The 18406-nt window shown below is 48.2% G+C and carries 19 protein-coding genes and 1 pseudogene; 18 read left to right on the top strand and 2 right to left on the bottom strand.

Going from position 1 to position 18406, the window contains the following annotated elements; all coding sequences use genetic code 11:
- Positions 1 to 45: 45 nt before the first annotated feature.
- From AN963_RS05695 to AN963_RS05725, 7 genes are all read left to right on the top strand, one after another.
- The gene (locus AN963_RS05695; RefSeq protein WP_055743557.1) at positions 46 to 1158 is read left to right on the top strand and encodes a helix-turn-helix domain-containing protein; all 1113 of its coding nucleotides are present in this window, start codon (positions 46 to 48) and stop codon (positions 1156 to 1158) included.
- Positions 1155 to 2675 (top strand): RecQ family ATP-dependent DNA helicase, encoded by a 1521-nt coding sequence (locus AN963_RS05700; protein WP_055743558.1) that lies wholly within the window; start codon positions 1155 to 1157, stop codon positions 2673 to 2675. The genes AN963_RS05695 and AN963_RS05700 overlap by 4 nt, the downstream gene beginning before the upstream one ends.
- Before the next feature lie 15 nt (positions 2676 to 2690).
- A complete protein-coding gene (locus tag AN963_RS05705; RefSeq protein ID WP_236707877.1) occupies positions 2691 to 3272 on the top strand; it encodes a CPBP family intramembrane glutamic endopeptidase in 582 nt (193 codons plus the stop codon).
- The gene (locus AN963_RS05710) at positions 3269 to 3916 is read left to right on the top strand and encodes a LysM peptidoglycan-binding domain-containing protein (protein ID WP_055743559.1); all 648 of its coding nucleotides are present in this window, start codon (positions 3269 to 3271) and stop codon (positions 3914 to 3916) included. The genes AN963_RS05705 and AN963_RS05710 overlap by 4 nt, the downstream gene beginning before the upstream one ends.
- Before the next feature lie 60 nt (positions 3917 to 3976).
- Positions 3977 to 4897, top strand: a complete 921-nt coding sequence (locus AN963_RS05715) for an NAD(P)/FAD-dependent oxidoreductase (RefSeq protein WP_330218817.1) — start codon at positions 3977 to 3979, stop codon at positions 4895 to 4897.
- 16 nt (positions 4898 to 4913) lie between these two features.
- Positions 4914 to 5411: a hypothetical protein gene (locus AN963_RS05720; RefSeq protein ID WP_152985606.1), complete on the top strand. Its 498-nt coding sequence runs from the start codon at positions 4914 to 4916 to the stop codon at positions 5409 to 5411.
- A gap of 250 nt (positions 5412 to 5661) precedes the next feature.
- Entirely contained in the window at positions 5662 to 6264 is a 603-nt protein-coding gene (locus AN963_RS05725) for a genetic competence negative regulator (RefSeq protein WP_055743562.1), read from the top strand.
- Between the two features lie 70 nt (positions 6265 to 6334).
- On the opposite strand, the gene AN963_RS05730 is transcribed toward AN963_RS05725, so the two are convergent.
- Positions 6335 to 7078 carry a PIG-L deacetylase family protein gene (locus tag AN963_RS05730; RefSeq protein ID WP_055743563.1) on the bottom strand — a complete coding sequence of 248 codons (744 nt, stop codon included), beginning with the start codon at positions 7076 to 7078 and terminating at the stop codon, positions 6335 to 6337.
- Between the two features lie 315 nt (positions 7079 to 7393).
- On the opposite strand from AN963_RS05730, the gene AN963_RS05735 reads away from it, so the two are divergent.
- Positions 7394 to 8683: a Glu/Leu/Phe/Val family dehydrogenase gene (locus tag AN963_RS05735; protein ID WP_055743564.1), complete on the top strand. Its 1290-nt coding sequence runs from the start codon at positions 7394 to 7396 to the stop codon at positions 8681 to 8683.
- Positions 8684 to 8781: 98 nt separating this feature from the next.
- On the opposite strand, the gene AN963_RS05740 is transcribed toward AN963_RS05735, so the two are convergent.
- Positions 8782 to 9753, bottom strand: coding sequence for an asparaginase (locus tag AN963_RS05740; RefSeq protein ID WP_055743565.1), 972 nt, complete (start codon positions 9751 to 9753; stop codon positions 8782 to 8784).
- Positions 9754 to 9836: 83 nt separating this feature from the next.
- Between AN963_RS05740 and prsW the strand changes: the two genes are divergently transcribed.
- The 10 genes and pseudogenes from prsW (at position 9837) to AN963_RS05790 (ending at position 18406) form a co-directional block, all read left to right on the top strand.
- Positions 9837 to 10511, top strand: a complete 675-nt coding sequence (prsW, locus tag AN963_RS05745; protein WP_055743566.1) for a glutamic-type intramembrane protease PrsW — start codon at positions 9837 to 9839, stop codon at positions 10509 to 10511.
- A 523-nt stretch (positions 10512 to 11034) separates the two neighbouring features.
- Positions 11035 to 11391, top strand: a pseudogene (locus tag AN963_RS05750) (cell wall hydrolase); the annotation flags it as partial.
- Between the two features lie 33 nt (positions 11392 to 11424).
- The gene (ypeB, locus tag AN963_RS05755; RefSeq protein WP_055743568.1) at positions 11425 to 12792 is read left to right on the top strand and encodes a germination protein YpeB; all 1368 of its coding nucleotides are present in this window, start codon (positions 11425 to 11427) and stop codon (positions 12790 to 12792) included.
- Between the two features lie 117 nt (positions 12793 to 12909).
- Positions 12910 to 13593, top strand: coding sequence for a flagellar brake protein (locus AN963_RS05760; protein WP_055743569.1), 684 nt, complete (start codon positions 12910 to 12912; stop codon positions 13591 to 13593).
- 25 nt (positions 13594 to 13618) lie between these two features.
- Positions 13619 to 13801 carry a hypothetical protein gene (locus tag AN963_RS05765; protein WP_055743570.1) on the top strand — a complete coding sequence of 61 codons (183 nt, stop codon included), beginning with the start codon at positions 13619 to 13621 and terminating at the stop codon, positions 13799 to 13801.
- Between the two features lie 138 nt (positions 13802 to 13939).
- The gene (gene cmk, locus AN963_RS05770) at positions 13940 to 14611 is read left to right on the top strand and encodes a (d)CMP kinase (RefSeq protein WP_055743571.1); all 672 of its coding nucleotides are present in this window, start codon (positions 13940 to 13942) and stop codon (positions 14609 to 14611) included.
- Positions 14608 to 15201 carry a lysophospholipid acyltransferase family protein gene (locus AN963_RS05775; protein WP_055743572.1) on the top strand — a complete coding sequence of 198 codons (594 nt, stop codon included), beginning with the start codon at positions 14608 to 14610 and terminating at the stop codon, positions 15199 to 15201. Before cmk ends, AN963_RS05775 begins: the two co-directional genes overlap by 4 nt.
- 186 nt (positions 15202 to 15387) lie before the next feature.
- Entirely contained in the window at positions 15388 to 16560 is a 1173-nt protein-coding gene (gene rpsA, locus AN963_RS05780; RefSeq protein ID WP_055743573.1) for a 30S ribosomal protein S1, read from the top strand.
- A gap of 76 nt (positions 16561 to 16636) precedes the next feature.
- The gene (fni, locus tag AN963_RS05785) at positions 16637 to 17689 is read left to right on the top strand and encodes a type 2 isopentenyl-diphosphate Delta-isomerase (RefSeq protein ID WP_055743574.1); all 1053 of its coding nucleotides are present in this window, start codon (positions 16637 to 16639) and stop codon (positions 17687 to 17689) included.
- 78 nt (positions 17690 to 17767) lie between these two features.
- A complete protein-coding gene (locus AN963_RS05790; RefSeq protein ID WP_055743575.1) occupies positions 17768 to 18406 on the top strand; it encodes a YphA family membrane protein in 639 nt (212 codons plus the stop codon).

Genomic DNA, 18406 nt, shown 5'->3' on the forward strand with positions numbered 1-18406 from the left:
AATTGCAGCGAATGAATAAAAGATAGATCAGCTAAAGGAGTACCAATGAACAATCGGAGCATTACGGCACAGGACGTAAATTGCGCTGTCGCCTTAAACGCCTTGATTCCTCTTGCCAACGAACGAACGCTTCAGGCCGCTTATTACATTCTGCGAGGCAGAAAAGCCAACCAGACTCTGCAAGATGTGCATTTGTACAACCTTTATCCGTATTATCGGATGTTTCCACGTTTTTCAAAAGAGGATTGGAATAAAATTGTTTCAACTTTGTTGCAAAACGAACTCGTCGAGTATCTTGAAGTGACTTCAACGAATGGTAAGCCGTCTTTTTCGGTAACGAAAAAAGGCAAAGAGCAGGCTAGGGAATGGACATCACGATATCAACTCGATTTTTGGCTGGCTCCATTTACGGATTCTGGAATGGCTGAAAGAGTCGAGCTGTTTTGGCATCGTCTTCATTTAGTTGTCCAAACGATCTCGCAGCTCCTTGCCGAAGATATGGGCTTTATGCCTGTGGTGTCGGACAAGAAAATTCAGCAGTGGGTAAAGGCGCAAGTCAGCAGCCCTACAGATAGATCTCAGTGGAAACAGCAGTTGGGAGAAGAACTATATCATCTGTGGTCCCCATTACCTCAGGAAGTACAGACCTTGCTGGTAGGGCAATTATCAGGTGCAGCTCAAGTGGGGAAAACCTTGAGCCAGTTATCCATGCAACAAAATCAAGCGTCGACGTATCTGCTCCTTACCTTTCGCTATGGTTTAGCGCAGTCAATCCAACGGTTACAGGCTGAAGCGGGGAGCTTTCCGTACCTTTCGCGCCTTGTTTTTCAAAAAGATAAACTGGACCAGCGTCTGACTGAGAGCGCAGCAAGGACGTATACGCTGATTCAAAGAGGGCTGGGAATCAAACAAATAGCCTCTACGAGAAAAGTAAAGGAAAGTACTGTAGAGGATCATTTAGCAGAAATTGCGCTGCGCTGTCCAGAGTGGGACTATACTGCCTATCTCGACCCAGAAATGGGGGATAGGATCGTTCAGACGAGTGAACTGCTGCAGACGAGCAGGCTTCGTCTGATCAAGGATCAGTTAGGGGCGGATGTCTCTTATTTGCAAATTCGTTTGGCCTTGGCGCGAAGGCAGGGGGAGAGTGGGATATGAACGAGCTGCTATTGGAAAAATTACATACCCATTTTGGCCACGCTTCCTTTCGACCAGGTCAAGAAGAAGTCATTCGCCGTGTTATGGATGGTCGCAACGTGTTGGCGATCCTCGCGACAGGCGGAGGAAAATCTGTCACGTATCAGCTGCCAGCCTTGCTTTTACCGGGAATCACAGTGGTTGTTTCTCCGTTGATCTCCTTGATGCTTGATCAGGTACAACAATTGAGAACGCGCAGGAAGATACCTGCTACCTATCTAAACAGTGCGCAAGACTATACGGAATCGCGAGATGTCTTACGTGAGCTCAGTAGCGGAGCTTACAAGCTCTTATATGTGTCACCGGAAAAACTGCAGCAACCGTACGTTCAGTCCGTATTGAAACGGGTAGGAGTATCGCTGGTCGCCATCGATGAAGCACACTGTATCTCTCAATGGGGGCATGATTTTCGAACGGACTATTTACGACTGCCGGATGCCATTCGTCAAATAGGGAGTCCCCCCGTGCTGGCTGTAACGGCTACTGCAACTTCGGAAGTTCGGTCTGAAATTGGTCAATTACTCCATATCCTGCCAGAAGATATGATCGTACAGGCTCTGAATCGTACAAACATTTCGCTGGATCTGATTGCGGTGACGGACGAAGGAGAGCGCCGGGAGCAGGTACTCCGAATGATTGATGAGCTGCAGGGGCCGGGTATTGTATACTGTAGCACGCGCAACGCTGTTGAAGTCCTCGTCGCTTCCTATCAACTAGAGGGAACAAAACGGGTTCACGGGTATCACGGTGGCATGGAGAGTATGGAGCGGATGCTAATTCAGTCGCAGTTTATAGCGGATGAACTGGATGTCATTGTCGCGACAAATGCGTTTGGTATGGGGATCGACAAGCCAAACATCCGATACGTCATTCATTATCAGGTGCCATCTAGTTTGGAAGCGTATGCCCAGGAAATAGGGCGTGTGGGTCGAGACGGACAGCCAGGTTATGCCGTCCTTTTCCACGTGGAGGATGACTGGCACATTCACCAGCACATGGTAGAAAAAGAGTACCCGACACAGATGCAGGTCATGCAGTTTTATCATTGGTTTCATTCTCATTCCGGACAGCCTAGAACGAGTGAAGTCTGGGCTGCGCTAGAAATGACGGAGGAAATGGTTCAATTGCTCACTTTTTACGCAGAGCAGACAGGCCTAACGGCTGAAGTAGCTGCCACTGGAGAGGCTGAGCGGGATCATGTACTGCGGATTTGGCAAGAAACGGAAAAGAGGAAAAGGCTGAAGAAACAGAAACTATTTGAAATGCTTTCCTATGTAGAAGGCACCGAGGGTTGTTTACGGAAGAAGTTGAACCACTATTTCGGGGAGGAGCAGGCAGAGTTTTCGTTGTACTGCTGCTCTCATTGTGGCTTGGATAGAAAGGCATTTCAGGGGAAAATATCTACAGTCGATCGAAAGAAACTCGAAAACTCTTGGGATTTGAGGCAGGCGTTGGAGATCCTTTTGCCGAAAAAATAAAGGAGGAAAATACCAGTGGGTGACAGTGGGCAAGAGATGGATGAAGCTAATCTACGGTTAAATCTCTGGCTGACACAAGGTTTGGTACTAGCGATCGCTGCAGGCAGCAGTTTTTTTGTTCACGGATGGATCGGCACGAGAGAGCTGTTTGTGGCTCCAGATTGGTCGGGCTTGGGGATGGCGTCGGTCGTTGCCCTATTGATTGTAGTAGCCAGTATCACCATGGACAGATACCTACCGAGTAGCTGGCAGGACGACGGAAGCGTGAATGAAATGGTCTTTGGCGGGATGTCTCCATTTATGACGCTAGTCGTTTGTATTTCGGTCGGAGTGGGAGAAGAGTGGTTGTTTCGCGGGGTCATCCAAACAGTAGCAGGCAATATATGGACGAGTGTCCTATTTACGCTGATTCATGTGCGCTATTTGAAGAAGCCACTGTTATTTGTCAGCGTATTTGTCACCAGTATGCTCTTAGGCTACTTGTTTCAACGAGAAGGGATGCTTTGGCCATCGATTTTCGCGCATATCGCGATTGATTTGCTGCTGGCTTTTTACCTTCAGTATACGTTAAAGAAAGGAAAGGGGGAGGAACAGTGAGTATCGAACAAACAGGTTTGCCGCCTCGGCGTTCCCGCAACCAGCGAACTAGTAGAACGATTTCGCTGAAAAAACTGATTCAATCTGGTTTGGTTGTGTTTGGCGCCCTATTTTTTGGATTAATCGGGATTGAGTTGTACCAGGCAAAAGTAAGTCATCCGACTGCGGCAGAGGGTAGCCCAGTGGTAAAAACTGAGGAACCAACGAACGTTCAAACAACACCTACTACTGAGCAAGCTACAGCTAGCGAATCTGCTACTCTACCCGCGATCGTCGAGCAACCGACGCAGACAGCTCCAAGCTCTGCTCAAGCACAACCGACGCCTCCTCCTGTGGGACCTTCTACCGCGCAAAAATCAGGTTCCTCGACCTCGAGTCATGCGGGAACGACGGAAGTGACCGGGAAAACTGCTTCTGTCGCCAAGCCGGCTACCGATGCAGGCAAGAAGGGAACATCGGGAGCAGTTGCTGAAAAACCAAAGGCGGTCAAGCACGTGGTGAGAAAAGGCGAAACGCTCTATATGCTATCGCGCAAATATTACGGGAATAACGCTAATGTGGCGAGAATTGCTAATTACAATGGCATTTCCCTGGAAGCACAATTAACAGAAGGTAAAGTAGTCATGGTACCACTCTTCCAGTAATGGTCTTTCGTTTCCCGGGTTATGCTAAATGGAAATGGAAACGACGGGTGGAGAGTGCGTGTGACATACGATACAATCATCGTTGGTGGTGGGATTGGCGGACTGCAGACGGCGATCCAGCTGGCGAGAAGCTTGCGTCGTGTTGCTGTGGTTGACGTTCCAGGCGGGAGATCGACAGTAGCCAAAGCCTACCGGAATATCCTGGGGTTTCAGGACGGGATCAGTGGGGAAGGGTTGCGAAAGCTCGGTAAAGATCAGGCAGCAAAGTATGGCGTCATCTTTATTGAAGACGAAGTCACGCGTCTGGAAGGTCAAGACGATCATCGATTTATTGTGCACACGAAAAACGGGCATACCCCCATACAGGGGCGAACACTCGTCATGGCTACGGGAATTCGCGATCCATTTCCCGTTATTCCCGGGATTCATGAATGTTTGGGTACTTCGATCTTTCTCTGCCCGGATTGTGACGGCTATGAAACGGTCGATCAAAATACGGCTGTGATTGGAGCGCTGCCACAAGCCATTGAAATGGCAGATGAGCTCTCTTTTTACACACCTCATCTCTTCATCATCAATCACGCAAAGAGTCCTGTTGATCCTGGAATAAGGACGGAGATGTCCAGAAAAGGCTATACCTTCGTAGAGGAAACTGTGAATAATTTCTTACATCTGGAAGGTATATTGCGGGGGTTAATCCTCTCATCTGGAGACCGATTGGATGTAACAAGGGCATTTTTATCTTTTCCAGGGGCCAAGGTACAGACCAGTTTATTGGAGCCTTTTGCAGTCCGCCTCAACGAAAAAGGACATGTCTTAACTAATCCGCGGACAAAAGAAACCGATCATCCGAACCTATGGGCAGTTGGAGATATTGTCGAGCACTCACAGCAAGTGGCCATTGCGATGGGAGATGGAGCGCAGGCCGCGATCTGGATTCAAAAACGATTACGTGAAGAGGAACTGTCAGAACGCCGGTAAAAGGCGTTTTTTTTTGTTGAAAAAAGGGATGTGCCGTCTAGGAACCCGAACTAGCAGCGCTCAATACTATGAGGAGGAAGAACGACTCGTAGGAGGAACGTTTCAGAATGGCAGTATGGGAAGAAGCCTGCTGGTAGGGGCGCTTGCCTGGGTCTTGGGGATTGGAGCAATCCACGTATTTCCTTCGGGGACGATCCGCATCGATAGTGTGGGAGATTGGATAGCGATGCTCCTGTTCAAGCCGGCTGAAGTTTTTCTTTCTCTGTTTCTGTTTGTGTGGGCATCCTTACTCCTGATTAGCTTGATGCAATTTCATCTATATCAATATGGTTACCTCAAGGCGTTGGAAGTGGAACATGCCTGGATGCATGTTTCCATGCTTCTGTTTGCTCTCTTTCTATTTGTCATTCAGTTTGTAAAGATGCCATTACCTACTGCTATCTTCACAGGGGGGGTTGTGGTTTACGGAGCAGCAAACAAGCGATTACTTTTCCTGGGAAAGCGCAAATACTGACAGCCATCAACAAAGTCTGCTTTTCACTCGCCCTAATCGACAGCGCACGCGAATGTGCTCGAGCATCGCGTAAGGTGTCGCGTGGCTATGTTCCAGGTGACAAATGTGATATGATAGGACTACCTCGGATTTTCCTTTGTGTTTAAAAAAATGGATGAATGCCAACAGGTATTCGTCGGAAAATGCGGAGAACTCTTACAGGCTTACAATCATATTTTGTAGTACGACTGGATGGCGAGGAGGGACAGTCATGCGTGTTGAACGCCTTGGTCAAGATAAAATACGAATCTTTTTAACGTTTGACGACCTGTCAGAGCGCGGGATAGAGAAAGAAGACATGTGGCGTGACATTCCTAAAGTACATGAACTGTTCAACGACATGATGGAACAGGCGTATCATGAATTAGGTTTTGAAGTGTCAGGGCCTGTTGCCGTTGAAGTGTTCGCCTTGCCAGCTCAGGGGATGGTCGTGATCGTAACTCGCGGCAAAAGCGGCTCAAAGGACGGGAAAGAAGAAGAGGAGTTCGACGACGAAGAAGTATATGAGCTAGAGGTTACGCTTGAAGAAAGCGACCTTATCATCTACGCCTTCCGTGATTTTGAGCATATGGTCGAAGCTGCCCATCGAATAAATGCTCTTTTGACCAATGGAGGTTCCGCTTATTTCTACCAAGGCAAGTATCACCTGGTATTGGAAGAAGTGGAGTTGGATCAGGAGCGCTATCATAAACTGATTGCGATCCTCTCTGAGTACGGGGAAGCGACGCCGACGACGATTTACGTATTAGAGGAATACGGAAAAGTTGTCGTGGAAGATGATGCAGTCAAGGAAATATGCAGGCATTTTAAGTAATGAAGTGCCTGGGACGATAAAAAAGCACCTAGTCTACTACTAGGTGCTTTTGCTGTGCATAGGGGACCAATTAGCTTTCTAACCCAGCGAGGAAGTCTTTTTCTTTTCCCTGGAGGACATAATCATGCAAGCTGGTCCACGAGAGAATAAAGTGATTACGTGGTGGGACATTCGAATAATCGCCTGCGCTAACGCCGGGAAAAACCCGATCTACAGATAAATGCTGTGTACGATGAGCACGTAAGGCAGCGGCTACCTGTTCTCTGTACTCGGGTGCATCGACGATCGTCGTGATGGTTTCATACGAATCCGTAAAGGGTGGTGGTGCACTGACTTGGCCGTTAGCGGCACGCGTCGCATAATAGAGCTTACGAACGCTCGTATCCGCAGGTAGGCGGTGTATCGCTTGCGTGGTGGCTTCTGAGATCGTCTTGTGGTCCTGATGGCCGGAAATTCCGTGTGGCGCGAATGTCACGACTACCTCTGGCTGCAGTCTCGATATGGCCTCGTGTATGCGGGTAATTAGCTCCTCTAGAGGAACATCACTGAGCATTTTGTCCTCATAGTCCCAAATCTCAAGGCTTGTTACGCCCAGGATCGAGGCGGCTTCTTTGAGCTCTTGCTCACGGACGAGTGGCAAATCTTCTTGAGAACAAATGGGAGGGTTACCCGGTTTGCCTGCTTGACCGCGAGTGGCACTTATCAAGAAGCAATCTGCTTTTTGTTCATGGCGATATTTGGAAATGGTAATTCCGGAAGTAAACGTCTCATCATCCGGATGGGCAAAAATAAATAAAATGCCGTGTTTTTTCATAAAAAACACCCCCATGTATAAACTTCCATAATTACTCTATCCATTATGACACAGTTCCACCGGATTGGTAATGAAACGCACGGATTTGGGGAGGCTATACGTACGGTTATTATCGCGTTTTTACGTTTGTACAGCAAATTCAGACTACTTGTATCAACGATTTTCTTGATTGGTAAAATTTTGTATGATTATACCTTCGAAACTAAGAAAACGCTTACGAAATGGAAAAAAGGTTTTTTTATAGCTTCTCATACAGGAGACAAACATGTATACTAAAGGCTGCGTTTACCGATAACATTTTTGAGGTGGTAAGTAATGGGTAATCAAGACGTGGTAACCGAAAGCACCCAAGGGACTGAAAAGCAAGAGAGCTTGAACTTGCTCGACTCTACTCAAGTGGTGATCAAGGAAGCACTGGAGAAACTAGGTTACCAAGAATCGATGTTTGAACTCTTGAAGGAGCCGCTACGCGTTTTGACCGTACGCATTCCGGTTCGCATGGATAACGGCGAAGTAAAGGTGTTTACGGGCTATCGTGCACAGCACAACGATGCTGTAGGTCCGACCAAGGGGGGCATTCGTTTCCACCCGGAAGTTACTGAGGATGAAGTTAAAGCACTTTCTATCTGGATGAGCCTCAAAGCAGGTATCGTCGATCTGCCTTATGGCGGTGGTAAAGGCGGTATCATTTGCGACCCGCGTGAAATGTCCTTCCGTGAACTGGAGAGACTGAGCCGCGGTTACGTTCGCGCAATCAGCCAACTTGTGGGACCAACGAAAGATATTCCGGCTCCGGACGTCTTTACGAACTCACAAATCATGGCATGGATGATGGACGAATATAGCCGTATCCGTGAATTTGACTCCCCTGGTTTCATTACGGGTAAACCAATTGCTTTGGGTGGTTCCCATGGCCGTGAAACAGCTACGGCGAAAGGTGTAACCATTTGCATTCGCGAAGCAGCGAAGCGTCGTAACATCGACGTAAAAGGTGCTCGCGTGGTCATTCAAGGCTTTGGTAACGCTGGTAGCTACCTGGCAAAATTCATGCACGATGCAGGTGCTAAAGTAGTTGGTATTTCCGACGCTTACGGTGCACTGCACGATCCAAACGGTCTGGATATCGATTATTTGTTGGACCGTCGTGATTCGTTCGGTACGGTAACAAAACTGTTCAACAACACGATTTCAAACAAAGAACTGTTTGAACTGGATTGCGATATTCTGGTGCCTGCAGCGATTGAGAACCAAATTACTGCTGCAAACGCTCACAATATCAAAGCTCAAATCGTAGTTGAAGCAGCTAACGGTCCAACCACTTTGGAAGCGACTAAAATTCTGACAGAACGTGGCATCCTGCTTGTTCCGGATGTACTGGCAAGTGCGGGCGGTGTGACTGTATCTTACTTTGAGTGGGTACAAAACAACCAAGGCTACTACTGGACAGAAGAAGAAGTTGAATCGAAATTGGAGCAAGTTATGGTGCGTTCGTTTGAGAATGTTTACTCCCTGTCCCAAACACGCCGCGTAGACATGCGTCTCTCTGCCTACATGGTAGGTGCGCGCAAAATGGCTGAAGCTTCACGCTTCCGCGGTTGGGTATAAACGTTTCCCATCCGTTCTCCACATACAGTAAGTCGAAAAACCCCTCCTTGCATGAAAACAAGGAGGGGTTTCTTTTTGCTGCAGCGATATTTTATGCTTTATTGATCAAACAAATGCTGAAGCTGTTGAAAGTCGCGTGTTTGCTGCAAAGTGACAATCAGTTTCAAACGAGCTTTTTGTCCATTCAGGCCGTTGGAGAAAATGATACCGAGCTCTTTTAATTGTCGTCCGCCGCCTTCATAATCGTAAACATCCTGCACTTGCCCGTTGTAGCAACGAGAGACTAATACAATCGGGACGCCTTTTGCCAAGATCTGTTTTAAAGTAGGAAGAATGGCGGGAGGCAAGTTGCCGAGACCAAAAGCTTCGATGACCAAACCGTCGATTGTCTGATCCAGCAAGAATTGGAGCCACGACGGGTCCATACCCGCTACCGCCTTAATCAACGGAACATTGGCATCTGCATGGGAGATCACATAGTGCTCTCGGGTCAGTGGAGCATGGTGATAATGGACTTGCTTTTTGGCTATGGTGCCGATTGGGCCGTACTGCGGTGATTGAAAAGTCGCAACGTTGCTGGTATGCGTCTTGGTTACGTGGCAGGCTGCGTGTATTTCATCATTGAAGACGACGAGTACACCTTTGCTGACACTGTCTGGATCTGCCGCTGCCCGGACAGAAGAAATCAGGTTAACGGGCCCATCTGCCCCAAGCTCGTTGCTGCTGCGCATCGCGCCAGTTACGACTACGGGTACGGTGAGAGAAAGGGTTAAGTCTAGGAAGTACGCTGTTTCCTCCAACGTATCTGTTCCATGCGTGATAACTACGCCTTCGTATGGGTAGGCCGCTAGCTCTTCTTCAATGTGCTGTCGCAACTGATTCATGATGGCGGGAGTCATGTGTGGGCTTGGTAAATTCAGTACATTTTTCATGGTAATATCTGCGTAACGTTCAAGGAATGGAACAATTTTGTTGACGGCTTGATCGTCAAGTGGCTTCACGCCCTCAGAGGCGTCCACGGACATGGCGATGGTGCCGCCTGTGTTGAGTACCAATATTTTTTTCAACATGATTCCTCTCCTGTAGCGGGTTTTCATCAACCAGTATTCATGGTACGATGAATATCAGCCTTGTGTAAAGGAGTAATACACAGATGATTGCTATGATCGGAGCGGCAGTTGCCCCCGGCATTGCCATCTTGAGCTATTTTTACCTGCGTGACAGTCTGGAGCCGGAGCCGATTTCAATGGTGATCCGGTCATTTATCTTTGGGGTACTACTCGTGATCCCCATCATGGTGATCCAGTACATCATGCAGACTGAATGGAACTGGCGGGACGGCATTGTTGCGGAGGTTTTCCAGTCCGCTGTTATTGAAGAGTTTTTTAAATGGATGGTCATCTATTTTACAGCGTACAAACATGTAGAATTCGATGAGCCGTATGATGGAATAGTTTATGCCGTGGCAGTCTCCCTTGGCTTTGCCACTTTGGAAAATCTGTTCTATTTGATTATCAATGGTTTGGATATTGCCTTTTGGCGTGCGTTGTTGCCTGTGTCGAGTCACGCTTTGTTCGCAGTGTGGATGGGGTATTATCTCGGTTTGGCCAAATTTTCCAAGGGGGTTCGAAAAGAGCGAATCTTTCTCTGGGTTTCGGTCGTGCTGCCGATTGCTTTACATGCGCTCTACAACGCTATCTTTTTGTCAGTCCAAAACTGGCTCGTGGTGATTGTGCCTTTCATGCTCCTACTATGGTGGCAAGGATTGAAAAAGGTACAAAGAGCGCATGATTTCGGTTCTAAAAAGCTTTCTTCCCGTCCACAATAGACGGGAGGAGGAGACGAGACGTGTTCAAAACCCAACGAGCTAAAGTGACCATTCGCTGCAACATTTGTGGAGAAAAGTTTACCCTGCGCGGTCGTCGAGAACCGGGAGGGCAGGTAGAAACAGGCTTCAAACAATGCCTATGTGACAATGACAAACATTTTAGTTTCAATGAATCCTGAGAGGACCCTGAGTCCTGCGGACCCTGAGTCCTGCGGACCCTGAAAGACCGATGCAAATTGCATCGGTCTTTTTTCTGTTTACTAGGCTCCCCCAGAATCTGATGCATAATCCATACTTCCTCCACTAACACTATGCAAAGATTTCAATTCATGCCAAGGAGGATTCAGCCGTGCGAACAATCTGGATCGCAGGTGTTCTTTTGGTGCTGGTAGCAACAGGCTTTGCGGGATATACGGTGTTCTCGGCTGAAGAAGGCAGCACCACCGTATCAGGATCCGAGATTTCTGCTCCGGCTGAAAAGAAGCAAAAGCCCAAGGGCAACCAAAACTTTCATCCTTCTCGAATCTCCGCAAATGATCTAAAGCTGATGGCGAATGCAGTCTACGGAGAAGCTAGGGGAGAACCGTACGAAGGTCAGGTGGCAATCGCCGCCGTTATACTCAATCGGGTGAAAAGCCCCTCTTTCCCTGACACGCCGTCTGGTGTCATTTTTGAGCCTCGTGCATTCACCGCTGTCGCTGACGGACAAATTTGGCTGGAGCCGAATGAGAGTGCCCGAAAAGCAGTTCAAAACGCGCTGAATGGAATGGACCCATCCGGTGGCTGCACCTACTACTTCAATCCGGCCACAGCCACATCCCAATGGATTTGGACAAGGCCTCAAGTCAAAAAGATTGGAAAGCATATTTTTTGCCGGTAATGCGGTTGACTGCTGAAAGGAGGAAGACAACAAATGGTATATGGAGCTGCAGCACGCATCTTGTTTCCAGTAGCCCTGGTTGCAGTGGTGGGAGCAGGGATGTGGGGTTATCAGGAGCACAACGAAAAAAACTCGGTGTTGATTAAGGCGGAAAACTCCTATCAACGGGCTTTTCACGAATTGACCTATCACGTAGACAAATTGCATGATGAATTGGGAAAAGCACTGGTGATCAATTCTCGTAGGCAAATGACTCCGACATTGACTAGTGTATGGCGCCTCGCTTATGCTGCTCAGGCGGACGTTGGGCAATTGCCGCTCACTTTGATGCCTTTTAATAAGACAGAAGAAATGCTGTCCCGCGTAGCAGATTTCTCCTACCGCGTAGCTGTAAGGGATCTGGACAAGGAGCCATTGAGCGAAAAAGAATACGGGACACTCAAAAATCTGCATAAGCAATCTGCGGAGATTCAAGACGAATTACGCAAGGTACAGTCCAACGTCCTGGATAAACAGCTGCGCTGGATGGACGTAGAGTCAGCACTTGCTTCGGATGACAAGAAATCAGACAACACGATTATCGATGGCTTCCACACGATCGAGAAGAAAGTAGAAGAGTATCCGGACTTGGATTGGGGCGTTGGCATTCAGAGCTTGGATAAAAAGAAACAACAGAGAATCAAGGGGATCGATGGGAAAAATACAACCAAGGAAGAAGCACAGAAGATCGCACTCGATTTCTTGGGAGACAGAGCAAAAGGCGCTCATGTCGAAGTAGATGAGAATGGGAAAGGTCAGGAGTATTCCGCGTATAGCGTCCGAGTCACGTCGCCTGACAAAAAGCAAGCCATCAATCTGGATGTGACCAAACGCGGAGGCAAAGTCGTTTGGATGATGAACGAGCGTCAGGTTGGGGAAGAGAAAATGGAAATGAAGCAGGCCGAGGAACACGGTCGCAAGTTTTTGCAGCAACACGGGTTCGATGGTGTGGAAGTAGCGGAAACGGATAGCTATGAACGAAGTGCCGTTTTCACGTTTGTTCCTATGCAAGATGGCGTGCGTATTTACCCGGATGCTGTCTCAGTTGAAGTCGCACTCGATAACGGCGAAGTCACGGCATTCAACTCTACAGAGTACCTGTTCAATCACAAGAAGAGGATCTTGTCCAAACCGCGCATCACAAAGGAAGAAGCTCGTAAAAAGGTGAATCCGAGCGTGAAAGTGACGAGCGAGAGACTGGCATTGATTGAAGGGAAGAATGACGGGAAAGAAGTTCTGGTGTGGGAAATGGCCGCTAGCTTCGAAGGAAGCCCGTATATGATTTATATCAATGCCTTGAATGGGGACGAGGAAGAAATAGTGAAAATGGATACCGGCCAAGGGGATCAAGCGGCACGGTAAAGCAAGTCACAAGAGCAGGGGAAGGCCTAATCTGAGAGGCTTTCCCTATTTGCCGTATAAGCCGCAAAGGGTATATAATGGAAACGGTGAGAGGGGATAAAGGAGGAACGTTTTCATATGATGCTACCACGAATTGGACAATCAATTAGACTTACTTTTGCGGGTTCCTCTGAAGATCCACGTCTACATACATACAAAAGTCGTGTCGTGGACATCAAAGACGAAGTCGCTTCGATCGAATTGCCGACGAATGAAGAGACGGGTCGGACAGGCTTGTTTGGCGCAGGAGCAGCTTGTGAGGTATGGTATGTGGGAGAAGATGGCTCCCGCTACGAATTTCATTCCTCAATCGTAGGCAGACAGAGCGAACACATCCCGGTGTTGTTTTTGCAGTTCCCGTCAAAGGAAGAAATACAACGGACACAACGACGCAATTATTTACGCATTGATTCATCCTTAGACATTGCTGTCAAGCTGGATGATCCCATCCGACGTTATCATTTCTTGGCGCGAACCGTAGATATCAGTGGCGGCGGACTCTCCTTTACCTGTGACGAGACGTATCGACTACAGGAAAATGACAAGCTGCACGTATGGATTTCCATGCCAAACAAGACTGGACAGGTCCAACATGCGTATGCGGAGATGGAAATCGTCAGACAAAAGGGAGCAGAGAAAAAAGGATTGCATCAATGGATTTCAGGAAAGTTCGTTCAAATCAGTGAGCAGGATCGGGCAAAAGTGGTACGGGCATGCTATGAAAGACAGCTGGAGCTTCGCAAAAAAGGCGTTGCAGAATAGCGCCTGACAAAAGGAAGAGACCCCGATGACGAGCCAGTATAACGAGCGCTTTCGACGTTTCGCGAACCGGATGGAAAAAGGCATCATGATCGGAATTGTAGTTTGTGCCATTCTGCTCACTATTGGGGAAATGCTCATTCAGTACGTGCCCGCACGGGTTCTGTTAATCGAGACAGAGCGGCTAGAAGGAGTTTCTAAGCTCCCTTGAGGGTTTGCGCATGCTTCCATACTATGGTACTATTATAGATAACATAGAAACAGACTCAAGGATTTTAGGGGCTTCGACAGAAGCTTTTCTTGTTTCTATTCCCTTTCAGAACTACTGTACATAGCAGGTGAGATGTAAATGAACATTGCCATTGATGGACCAGCAGGAGCAGGAAAAAGTACTGTCGCAGGGAAGGTCGCAGGTCAGTTGGAATACGTGTATATCGATACAGGTTCTATGTATCGAGCGTTGGCTTGGGCTGTGCACCATCAACAACTCCCCATTGACGATGAACATACTGTTTCCGAACTATTGCAAAATAATGAGATCCGTCTGGTTCGAAAGGCTGGACAGCAGCATGTGTACTGGAATGATACCGATGTGACTGCCTGGATTCGGACAGCTGAAGTGAGTCAGTACGCATCCATTGTGGCCAGCTACGGTGCCGTTCGTGAACAGATGCTGGTGCTGCAGAGGAATTTGGCAAAGCAGGGCAATGTCGTCATGGATGGCAGAGACATTGGTACACACGTACTGCCAGATGCCGAAGTCAAAATTTTTCTTACTGCTTCTATCCGGGAGCGTGCAGAGAGAAGATGGAAAGAATTGCTCGCGAAAGGTAGCCAAGCACAGCTGGCTGATCTGGAAAAGGAAATTGAGGAGCGGGACTACCGCGATATGAACAGGGAAGTGGCTCCCTTGCGCCAGGCGGATGATGCCGTTTTAGTGGACACGTCGGGGATGACCATTGATCAGGTAGTGGAGAAGATCCTGCAAATCTGCGAGCGAATGGGAGAGTCTACCCAGTGAGCTATTATCGTACGTTTCGAGGTTTTTTTCGGATTATTTTTTCGCTTGTCTTTCGATGGCAAGTGATCGGGCGTGAACATATACCTAAGGAAGGCCCAGTCATTCTGTGTGCCAACCACATCTCTTTGTGGGATCCGCCGCTTCTCGGATCGGGAATCGAGCGGATGGTCAACTTTATGGCGAAAGAAGAGCTTTTCCGCATTCCAGTAATTGGTTTTCTCATTACAAAGTTCGGTGCATTTCCGGTCAAACGGGGAGCTGGAGATCGGGCTGCAATCCGAACGACGCTGAAATTACTGGAAGAAGGAAAAATCTTTGGAATCTTCCCAGAAGGTACGCGCAGTAAGACTGGTGAAGTGGGCGAAGGAATGCCTGGGGTGGCCATGTTTGCCCTCAAATCTCAAGCGCTGGTAATTCCTGTAGCGATTATTGGGCCGTACCGTTTGTTCCGACCGATCAAGATCGTATACGGCGAGCCGATTGATCTCACCAGACTGCGTGAGGCTAAATCGAGCGCGGATACGTTAAAAGAAACAAGCGATTTGATCATGGATCACATTAGGAATTTACGTAATCAGCATCGATCCTAAGCAGTCGGTATAGAATTACCAAAGGGTAGAATACTAATTCTGCTGGAACATACTGGCTTCATCAGTAGGAACTGTTAGCCTTAAGGCTGCAGTTAAAAATATACATGCTCCCGCTTCATGTAACGTGATGGATCGTAACGTCTACATAGATGGTCTGGGACTGATGGTATTAAGGAGGTCTTTTTGATGATGGAAGAAACAAACGTAAGTCTAACAGATGCAGCTACTGTTTCCGTAGGTGACGTCGTAAAAGCAACCGTCACGAAAGTAGAAGACAAGCAAGCATTGGTTGATGTAGGTTACAAATACGATGGACTCATTCCAATCAGTGAACTTTCCCCTCTGCATGTTGAGAAAGTCTCAGATGTAGTGGCAGTCGGCGATACCTTTGAAGTGAAGGTAATCAAGCTGAACGATGAGAAAGAAGAACTCGTGGTTTCCAAGAAGGCAGTAGCAATGGAATCTTCTTGGTCAGACCTGGAGCAAAAAATGCATTCAGGCGAAATCATCGAAGCAGTCGTCAAGGAAGTAGTAAAGGGCGGGCTGGTTGTAGATGTAGGCGTGCGCGGCTTTATCCCAGCTTCTATGGTGGAGCGTCACTTCGTAGAAGATTTCGCTGATTACAAAGGGAAGTCTTTGACGCTCAGAGTAGTTGAGATGGATAAAGAAAAGAACAAGGTTATCCTCTCCCACAAAGCTGTTCTGGAAGATGAAGTGAAACAGAACAAACAAACCATTTTGGATAAAATCCAGCCAGGTCAAGTTCTGGAGGGTACTGTACAGCGCATGACTGACTTCGGCGTATTCGTAGATATCGGCGGGGTTGACGGACTGGTACACGTTTCCGAGCTGGCTTGGAACCGCGTAGATAAACCATCCGACGTGGTTAAAGAAGGCGACAAAGTAACCGTAAAAGTTCTCAAGGTTGACAAAGAGAATGAACGAATTGGTCTGAGCATCAAGGAAACGCAAGCAGGTCCTTGGGCGAAGGTTGCCGAAGAGTTCAAAACTGGCTCCATTGTGAAAGGTACCGTAAAACGTTTGGTTACCTTTGGTGCTTTCGTAGAAGTTGCTCCTGGCATTGAAGGTTTGGTTCATATCTCCCAAATCGCCAATCGCCGTGTGAACACTCCGGGTGAGGTCTTGAAAGAAGGCCAAGAAGTACAAGTGAAAGTCCTGGATGTTGTGCCACAAGAGCAACGCATCAGCTTGAGCATTCGCGCTGTTGAAGAAGACCGCGAAGAACAAGCAGAGCGCGCAAGCAAAAAAGAACAACAGCAGTTCCAGCAAGAAAACAACCAACCAATGGGTGTAACGCTGGGCGAACTGTTTGCTGACCTGAAAGATAAATTCAAGTAAGCAAAGATAGATGGGGGGATACGCATGAGGCGTATCCCTTTTTCTTTGCCTGAAATCGAGCAAAGGAGGGACGAGCATGGATCGTTCCGTTCGAAAAATCGAGCATATTCAGCATGCTCTTACGACAAACGAATACGGTTTCAACGCTTTTGACGAGGTGAGCTTCGTACCGAATAGCTTACCGGGAGTTTCTCTGAACAGCGTGTCATTACAATGTGATTTGGGGGACTTTCGATTGTCGTCCCCGATTATCATCAACGCGATGACTGGTGGAGCAGAAGCGACGACAGAAGTTAATCGGAAGCTAGCCGTGATTGCGAGAGAACGAGGGCTGGCGATGGCCGTGGGCTCGCAAATGGCAGCCTTGAGAGATCCGAGTGTCCAGGAGAGCTACCGCGTCGTGAGGAAAGAACATCCTCGTGGTATTGTGTTTGCCAATGTAGGAGCGGAAGCGACGGTGGACGAAGCAAAAGCAGCGGTCGAAATGATGGAAGCAGATGGACTACAAATTCATTTGAATGTGATGCAGGAGCTGCTAATGCCAGAAGGAGACAGGGATTTTCACGGATATCTGGATCACATTCGTGCCATTTCCGATCAATTGGAAGTTCCAGTCATGATCAAGGAAGTCGGGTTTGGGATGGCGAGAAATACACTTCTGGAGCTGATGCAGGCAGGAGTCGCGATGATTGACGTCGGAGGAAGAGGAGGAACCAATTTTGCCAAGGTTGAAAACATGCGTAGAACCCTGCCCCTCACGATGTTTGAGGAATGGGGATTCACTACGGTGGAAAGTTTGCTGGAAGCATCGTGTGTTAGGGCTTCGAGTGCTCCTATCCTGGCGACGGGCGGAATTCGACATGGTCTCGATGCGGCAAAAGCAATGGCTCTCGGAGCTTCGGCAGTAGGAATTGCGGGCGCCATGCTGCGATGCGTGCAGACGCAATCCATCGAGGAATGTCTGGCCACGGTGGATAATTGGCATTATCAATTGCAAGTGGCCATGACTGCGTTGGGTACGGTGCAACTCAACCAGCTGCAGGAACAGCCTCTACTGATTACAGGGAAAACAGCAGAAAGAGCTCGTTTGCGTGGGATCTCGTTAGAAGAATGGGCACAAAAGAAGTAAGTCTGAGAGGATCGACTCATGAAAGGCTGGTAGTTGAGGCATACTTTGGGGAGACCGCCACATCTTGAGGAGTTGATCATGAACGAGGGAACCATCGCGATCCTATCTCAGTGGAGCTTGCTTTGTTTGGTTTGGATGGGAAGTATGGATGCGCAGTTGCAGGAAATAGGGATAGCACCGAAGCGGATGCTCGCTGTGATTTGTGCGTTTCTCATCTGTACCTTTGTCAGCTGGAAGGTGTATTTTGCACCGGTTGAAATCAGTCTTAGTGGTGCTTTGCTGCCATTACTCGCTAGTGGCTGGCTATATTGCCGCTTGCCACTTGTTCGGCGCCGGTTGTATTTTCTAGGAGCCTGTGCGACTGCCATGCTGCTGTTTTGGTTGCGCTGGTTGTTTTTTACCGACCCCGTCTTGTTGTTCTGGGAGGAAGGAATGATTGTGCCCACTGCAGGATTCCTCTCCATACTGGCCATGAGTCGCAACGGCGTAGCGCAGCTGTTTCAAGTGATGTTTGCTCTTCCTTTAGCTGACGCCCTTCATTCGCTTTTCTTCTGGAAACTGTCCGGCTCATGTGTGTTTGGTAACGAATACGCCCAAGATCTGCTTTGGAGCACGATCTCCTTGTGGATTCTCGTGAGTGTCATTCGTTTCGCCGTTGTGCGAATCCTCAAATGGAGGAAAACCGTATCATCCGATCCCAATGAGCGAAAGTGGTGA

It is taken from the genome of Brevibacillus choshinensis, assembly GCF_001420695.1.
In the GTDB taxonomy this organism is placed as follows: domain Bacteria; phylum Bacillota; class Bacilli; order Brevibacillales; family Brevibacillaceae; genus Brevibacillus; species Brevibacillus choshinensis.

Bases quoted from the DNA above. Each gene is read 5' to 3' on its own strand.
- AN963_RS05700 (WP_055743558.1), top strand. From the start codon at position 1,155: ATGAACGAGCTGCTATTGGAAAAATTACATACCCATTTTGGCCACGCT.
- ypeB (WP_055743568.1), top strand. From the start codon at position 11,425: ATGGTATATGGAGCTGCAGCACGCATCTTGTTTCCAGTAGCCCTGGTT.
- AN963_RS05760 (WP_055743569.1), top strand. From the start codon at position 12,910: ATGATGCTACCACGAATTGGACAATCAATTAGACTTACTTTTGCGGGT.
- AN963_RS05740 (WP_055743565.1), bottom strand. From the start codon at position 9,753: ATGTTGAAAAAAATATTGGTACTCAACACAGGCGGCACCATCGCCATG.
- AN963_RS05765 (WP_055743570.1), top strand. From the start codon at position 13,619: ATGACGAGCCAGTATAACGAGCGCTTTCGACGTTTCGCGAACCGGATG.
- AN963_RS05730 (WP_055743563.1), bottom strand. From the start codon at position 7,078: ATGAAAAAACACGGCATTTTATTTATTTTTGCCCATCCGGATGATGAG.
- AN963_RS05735 (WP_055743564.1), top strand. From the start codon at position 7,394: ATGGGTAATCAAGACGTGGTAACCGAAAGCACCCAAGGGACTGAAAAG.
- cmk (WP_055743571.1), top strand. From the start codon at position 13,940: ATGAACATTGCCATTGATGGACCAGCAGGAGCAGGAAAAAGTACTGTC.
- rpsA (WP_055743573.1), top strand. From the start codon at position 15,388: ATGATGGAAGAAACAAACGTAAGTCTAACAGATGCAGCTACTGTTTCC.
- AN963_RS05725 (WP_055743562.1), top strand. From the start codon at position 5,662: ATGCGTGTTGAACGCCTTGGTCAAGATAAAATACGAATCTTTTTAACG.
- AN963_RS05695 (WP_055743557.1), top strand. From the start codon at position 46: ATGAACAATCGGAGCATTACGGCACAGGACGTAAATTGCGCTGTCGCC.
- fni (WP_055743574.1), top strand. From the start codon at position 16,637: ATGGATCGTTCCGTTCGAAAAATCGAGCATATTCAGCATGCTCTTACG.
- prsW (WP_055743566.1), top strand. From the start codon at position 9,837: ATGATTGCTATGATCGGAGCGGCAGTTGCCCCCGGCATTGCCATCTTG.
- AN963_RS05790 (WP_055743575.1), top strand. From the start codon at position 17,768: ATGAACGAGGGAACCATCGCGATCCTATCTCAGTGGAGCTTGCTTTGT.